Annotated in this window: 4 protein-coding genes; 3 read left to right on the top strand and 1 reads right to left on the bottom strand. The window is 67.8% G+C overall.

Annotation, left to right across the window (positions count from 1 at the left end):
* On the bottom strand, nt 1–706 hold a 706-nt coding region (locus VIR09_RS17890; RefSeq protein WP_332014086.1), incomplete at its 3' end, for an IclR family transcriptional regulator.
* Nucleotides 707–818: 112 nt separating this feature from the next.
* Here VIR09_RS17890 and VIR09_RS17885 point away from each other — a divergent pair.
* The 3 genes from VIR09_RS17885 to VIR09_RS17875 form a co-directional block, all read left to right on the top strand.
* On the top strand, nt 819–3,173 hold the full coding sequence (locus VIR09_RS17885; protein ID WP_332014085.1) for a cytochrome P450/oxidoreductase: 2,355 nt from the start codon (nt 819–821) through the stop codon (nt 3,171–3,173).
* 232 nt (nt 3,174–3,405) lie between these two features.
* Complete coding sequence (gene asd, locus VIR09_RS17880; RefSeq protein WP_332014084.1) at nt 3,406–4,269, top strand: archaetidylserine decarboxylase; 864 nt, start codon at nt 3,406–3,408, stop codon at nt 4,267–4,269.
* 105 nt (nt 4,270–4,374) lie between these two features.
* On the top strand, nt 4,375–5,333 hold a 959-nt coding region (locus VIR09_RS17875), incomplete at its 3' end, for an alpha-hydroxy acid oxidase (protein ID WP_332014083.1).

Below are 5,333 nucleotides of genomic sequence, written 5' to 3'. Positions count from 1 at the left end.
GGCCGTTGTGGTCCAGCAGCGGCGCCGACACGGCGCTGATGCCCTTCAGATTGGTATCGCGCACCGTGGCGCAGCCTGCGGCCAGCACCTCGCGGCGCAAGTGGTCGATCGGGTCGGCGGCATCCAACTGCGCGCGCATGTCAGCCGGCGCGCGCGCCAGTTCAGCCTCGGCCAGGGCGCGCACCCGCGCATCGTCCTGCAAGGCCAGGAACACGCGTCCGGTCGCGGACCAGAGCATGGACAGCACCGAGCCCATGCGCACATTCACCGTCACAGGCAGGCCCGGCTCCTCGAAGCGCACAATGGTGGGTCCCTTGTTGCCCATGACCGCGATGAAGCAGGTCACTTCCAGTTCTTCGCGCAGGCGCACCAGGCTGGGTTCGGCCAGGCGGATCGGATCGGCCTGGCGCAGCGCGGCCAGGCCCAGCAGCATCGCTTCCAGGCCCAGGTAGTACTGTTGAGTGGCGGCATCCTGCGCCACCAGGCCCTCTTCCATCAGGCTGACCAGGTAGCGATGCACCTTGGCGGGGCTTTCATCCACCTGCGCCGCCAGCAGCGTAAGGCTGGCGCGCCCGCCCAGCCGGCCCAGCCCCTTGAGCACGACCATGCCGGTTTCGGCGGCCTGCACGCGCTGACGCCGTTCTCGCGGACGCGGCGCGGCGGCGGTCGTGGCGGGAACGGAGGAAGGATCGGGAGTCTGTTTCATGGGCGCGATGAAGGAGCTGCCAGGCGGCTGCGGACGCAGCCCGGAGATTACCCCAATTGAATAATTACGCAATGCGTATATGATTTACGCAATTGTAATCCGGAGCGACACCATGGGCCACCCTGCCACCCCCGCACCCACCACGCCCGCCAATGCCGGCGGCTGTCCCATCGACCACGCCGCGTTGGCCCGGGCCCAGGGCTGTCCAGTCAGCCCGCGCGCCGCGGAATTCGATCCTTTCGGCGACGGCTACCAGCAGGATCCGCCCGAATACGTGCGCTGGGCGCGAGAGCAGGAGCCCGTGTTCTACAGCCCCAAGCTGGGCTACTGGGTGGTGACCCGCTACGACGACATCAAGGCGGTGTTCCGCGACAACCACACCTACAGCCCCTCGATCGCGCTGGAGAAGATCACGCCGACCGGCCCCGAGGCCAACGCCGTGCTGGCGACCTACGGCTATGCAATGAACCGCACCCTCGTCAACGAGGACGAGCCGGCCCACATGCCGCGCCGCCGCGTGCTGATGGATCCCTTCACGCCGGACGAACTCAAGCACCACGAACCCATGGTGCGGCGCCTGACGCGCGACTACGTGGACCGCTTCATCGACGACGGCCGCGCCGACCTGGTCGACCAGATGCTGTGGGAAGTGCCGCTGACGGTGGCCCTGCACTTCCTGGGCGTGCCCGAGGAAGACATGGACCTGCTGCGCAAATATTCCATCGCGCACACCGTCAACACCTGGGGCCGGCCCAAGCCGGAAGAACAGGTGGAAGTGGCGCATGCGGTGGGGAATTTCTGGCAACTGGCGGGCAAGATCCTGGACAAAATGCGCCTGGATCCCGACGCGCCGGGCTGGATGCAGTACGGCATTCGCAAACAGAAGGACCATCCCGAGGTCGTCACCGACTCCTACCTGCATTCCATGATGATGGCCGGCATCGTCGCGGCCCACGAAACCACCGCCAACGCCTCGGCCAACGCCATCAAGCTGCTGCTGCAGCATCCCGACGCCTGGCGCGAACTGTGCGAAGACCCCGGGCTGCTGCCCAATGCGGTCGAGGAATGCCTGCGCCACAACGGTTCGGTCGCGGCCTGGCGCCGCCTGGCCACGCGCGACACCGAGATCGCCGGCGTGGCGATCCCGGCGGGCGCCAAGCTCCTGATCGTGTCCTCGTCGGCCAACCATGACGAGCGCCATTTCGCCGATGCCGACTTCTTCGACATCCGCCGCGACAACGCCAGCGACCAGTTGACCTTCGGCTATGGCGCGCACCAGTGCATGGGCAAAAACCTGGCGCGCATGGAGATGCAGATTTTCCTGGAAGAACTGACCCGCCGGCTGCCGCACATGCGCCTGGCGCAGCAGCAGTTCACCTACGTGCCCAATACCTCGTTCCGCGGTCCCGAGCATCTGTGGGTGGAATGGAATCCGGCGGACAACCCCGAGCGCCGCGATCCCGCCGTGCTTGGGCAGATGCAGCCGGTGCGCATCGGCGAACCCTCCACCCACGCCATCAGCCGCAAGCTGGTGGTGACCCAGGTCACGGCCGCAGCCGAAGGCATCGCGCGCATCCGGCTGGAATCGCCCGACGGCAAGCCGCTGCCGCGCTGGACGCCGGGCTCGCACATCGATGTCGAATGCGGCGACACCGGCCTGTCGCGCCAGTATTCGCTTTGCGGCGATCCGGCGGCCGCACATGCGCTGGAGATCGCCGTGCTCCAGGAAACGGCGGGCCGCGGCGGCTCGGCCTGGATCCACCAGCACCTGCGAGCGGGCAGCATCGTGCGCGCGCGCGGTCCGCGCAATCACTTCCGCATGGACGAAGGCGCCACGCGCCTGATCCTCGTCGCCGGCGGCATAGGCATCACGCCCATCAGCGCCATGGCGCGCCGCGCGCGCGAACTGGGCATGGACTACCAACTGCATTACAGCGGCCGCTCGCGCGCCTGCATGGCCCTGCTGGAAGAGCTGCAGCCGCTGCACGGCGAGCGCCTACATCTGCACATCAGCGACGAAGGCAGCCGCAACGACTTCGCCGCCCTGCTCTCCCGCCCCGAGGCCGGCACGCAGATCTACGCCTGCGGTCCCGAGCGCATGCTGGACGCCCTGCAGGCCGCCTGCGCCGCCTGGCCCGAGGACAGCCTGCGCGTGGAGCACTTCCATTCCACGCTCGCCACGCTGGACCCGTCCAAGGAACACGCTTTCGAGGCCGAATTGAAGGACTCGGGCATCGTCGTACAGGTCCCGGCCGGCCAGACCCTGTTGACCGCGCTGCGCGGCGCCAACATCGACGTGCAGAGCGATTGCGAGGAGGGACTCTGCGGTTCCTGCGAGGTGCGCGTCCTGGGCGGCGCGGTCGACCATCGCGACGTGGTGCTGACCCGCGCCGAGCGCGAGGCCGGCACCCGCATGATGGCCTGCTGCTCGCGCGCCCAGGGCGAACGCATCGTGCTGGAGCTGTAACGGCCGGCAGGCATGCAATGGCGAGCCGTTGCGCCCGGCATTGCATGCGCGCATCGACACGCCTTAAGTCGGCCTGAAAGCGGTAGAATTCACCCTCTGCTCATCACCACGTCGTCCCGCTGCAACGCGGGACGACGTTTTTTGACGCGGCCAGTCCCGGGCCTGCAGGCGGGCCCCCAGCGGGCCTGCCCATGCCGCGGCCAGCCGCGGGGTCATTTCTCAGCGCTCCTAGATGTCGATCAAAGACCAACTTTTCCTCGCCAGCCAGTATCTCGCCCCCCACCACCTGGTGTCGCGGCTCTTCGGGTACGCCTCCGACTGCCGGGAACCCGCGGTCAAGAACTGGATGATCTCGCGCTTCGTCCGCCGCTATGGCGTGGACATGCGCGAAGCGCTGCAGGAAGAGCCCTTGGCCTACGATTGCTTCAACGACTTCTTCACGCGCGCGCTGAAGGAAGACGCGCGGCCGCTGGACGACGAACCCGGCTCGGTGGTGTGTCCGGCCGACGGCGCCATCAGCCAGATGGGCGCGATCGAGCACGGCCGCATCTTCCAGGCCAAGGGCCACAACTACGGCGTGGCCGACCTGTTGGGCGGCGACGCCGAACGCGCAGCGCCGTTCCAGGGCGGCGAATTCGCCACCATCTATCTGTCGCCCAAGGACTACCACCGCGTGCACATGCCGGTAGCCGGCACCCTGCGCGAAATGATCCACGTGCCGGGCCGCCTGTTTTCGGTCAACCCGCTGACCGCCCGCAACGTGCCGCGCCTGTTCGCGCGCAACGAGCGCGTGGTCTGCATCTTCGACACCGAGCATGGCCCGATGGCCCTGGTGCTGGTGGGCGCGATGATCGTGGCCTCCATCGAAACCGTATGGGCCGGCCTGGTCACGCCGCACAAGCGCCGTGTGAAATCCACCCGCTACGACGACGCGGCGCGCGCCCCGATCCACCTTGCCAAGGGCGCGGAAATGGGCCGCTTCAAGCTGGGTTCCACCGCCATCGTGCTGTTCGGCCCCAACCAGATCCGCTGGGCCGACACGCCCTCCGTGTTGGGTCCGGTGCGCATGGGCGAGCTGATGGCGCTGCCCGCGTAGTTTTCCTACGCAACTTATTCTATTAAATCGAAATTGGATGTCTGGTTTTATTCGCTTTATGCGATGAATCGGCATTGCTAGATTACGGGCTTTTACCGGCCCGCCATGACATCCATCATCTCGTCCTCTGCCAGTCCCCGCGCCGCCTCGGCCGACTGCCCCTTGCCGCGCGCGCTGGCGCGCATGCTGTCGCTGGACGATTTCGAAGCCGCCGCAAAACGGCGCCTGCCCCAGCCGATATTCGGCTACGTTGCGGGCGCGGCCGAAGACAACCAGTCCCTGCGCGGTAACCGCAGCGCCTTCGCGCAGTATGCGTTTTCGCCGCGCGTGCTGGTCGACGTATCGCGCCGCACCCAGCAGACCGAAATTTTCGGCCGCCGCTACGCCTCGCCCTTCGGCATCGCCCCCATGGGCATCAGCGCGCTGTCGGCCTACCGCGGCGATATCGTGCTGGCGCGCGCCGCCCGTGAACAGGGCATACCCGCCATCCTCAGCGGCACCTCGCTGATTCCACTGGAAGACGTCATCCGCGAAGCGCCGGGCACCTGGTTCCAGGCCTACCTGCCCGGCGATCCGCAGCGTATCGACGCCCTGGTGGAACGCGCCCGCCGCGCCGGCTACGAAACGCTGGTGCTGACAGTGGACATCCCCGTGTCGGCCAACCGCGAGAACAATGTGCGCACCGGCTTCGCCACCCCGCTCAAGCCCAGCCTGCGCCTGGCCTGGGACGGTTTGACGCGGCCACGCTGGCTGGCCGGCACGTTCATGCGCACGCTGCTGTCTCATGGCATGCCGCATTTCGAGAATTCCTTCGCCACGCGCGGCGCGCCGATAGTGTCCGCGTCGGTGCTGCGCGACTTCAGCGCGCGCGACCACCTCAGCTGGGAGCACGTGGCGCGCATCCGCCGCCAGTGGCCGGGCACGCTCATCATCAAGGGCATTCTGCATCCGCGGGACGCGGCGCTGGCGCGGCAGCACGGGGCCGACGGCATCATCGTGTCCAACCATGGCGGCCGCCAGCTGGACGGCGCGGTCTCGCCGCTGCGCGCGCTGCCCGGCGTGGT

This window comes from Achromobacter sp. (assembly GCF_036567245.1).
In the GTDB taxonomy this organism is placed as follows: Bacteria; Pseudomonadota; Gammaproteobacteria; order Burkholderiales; family Burkholderiaceae_B; genus Achromobacter.
Note: the sequence above shows the minus strand (reverse complement) of the source record. Positions and strands in the feature narration are given on the sequence as shown.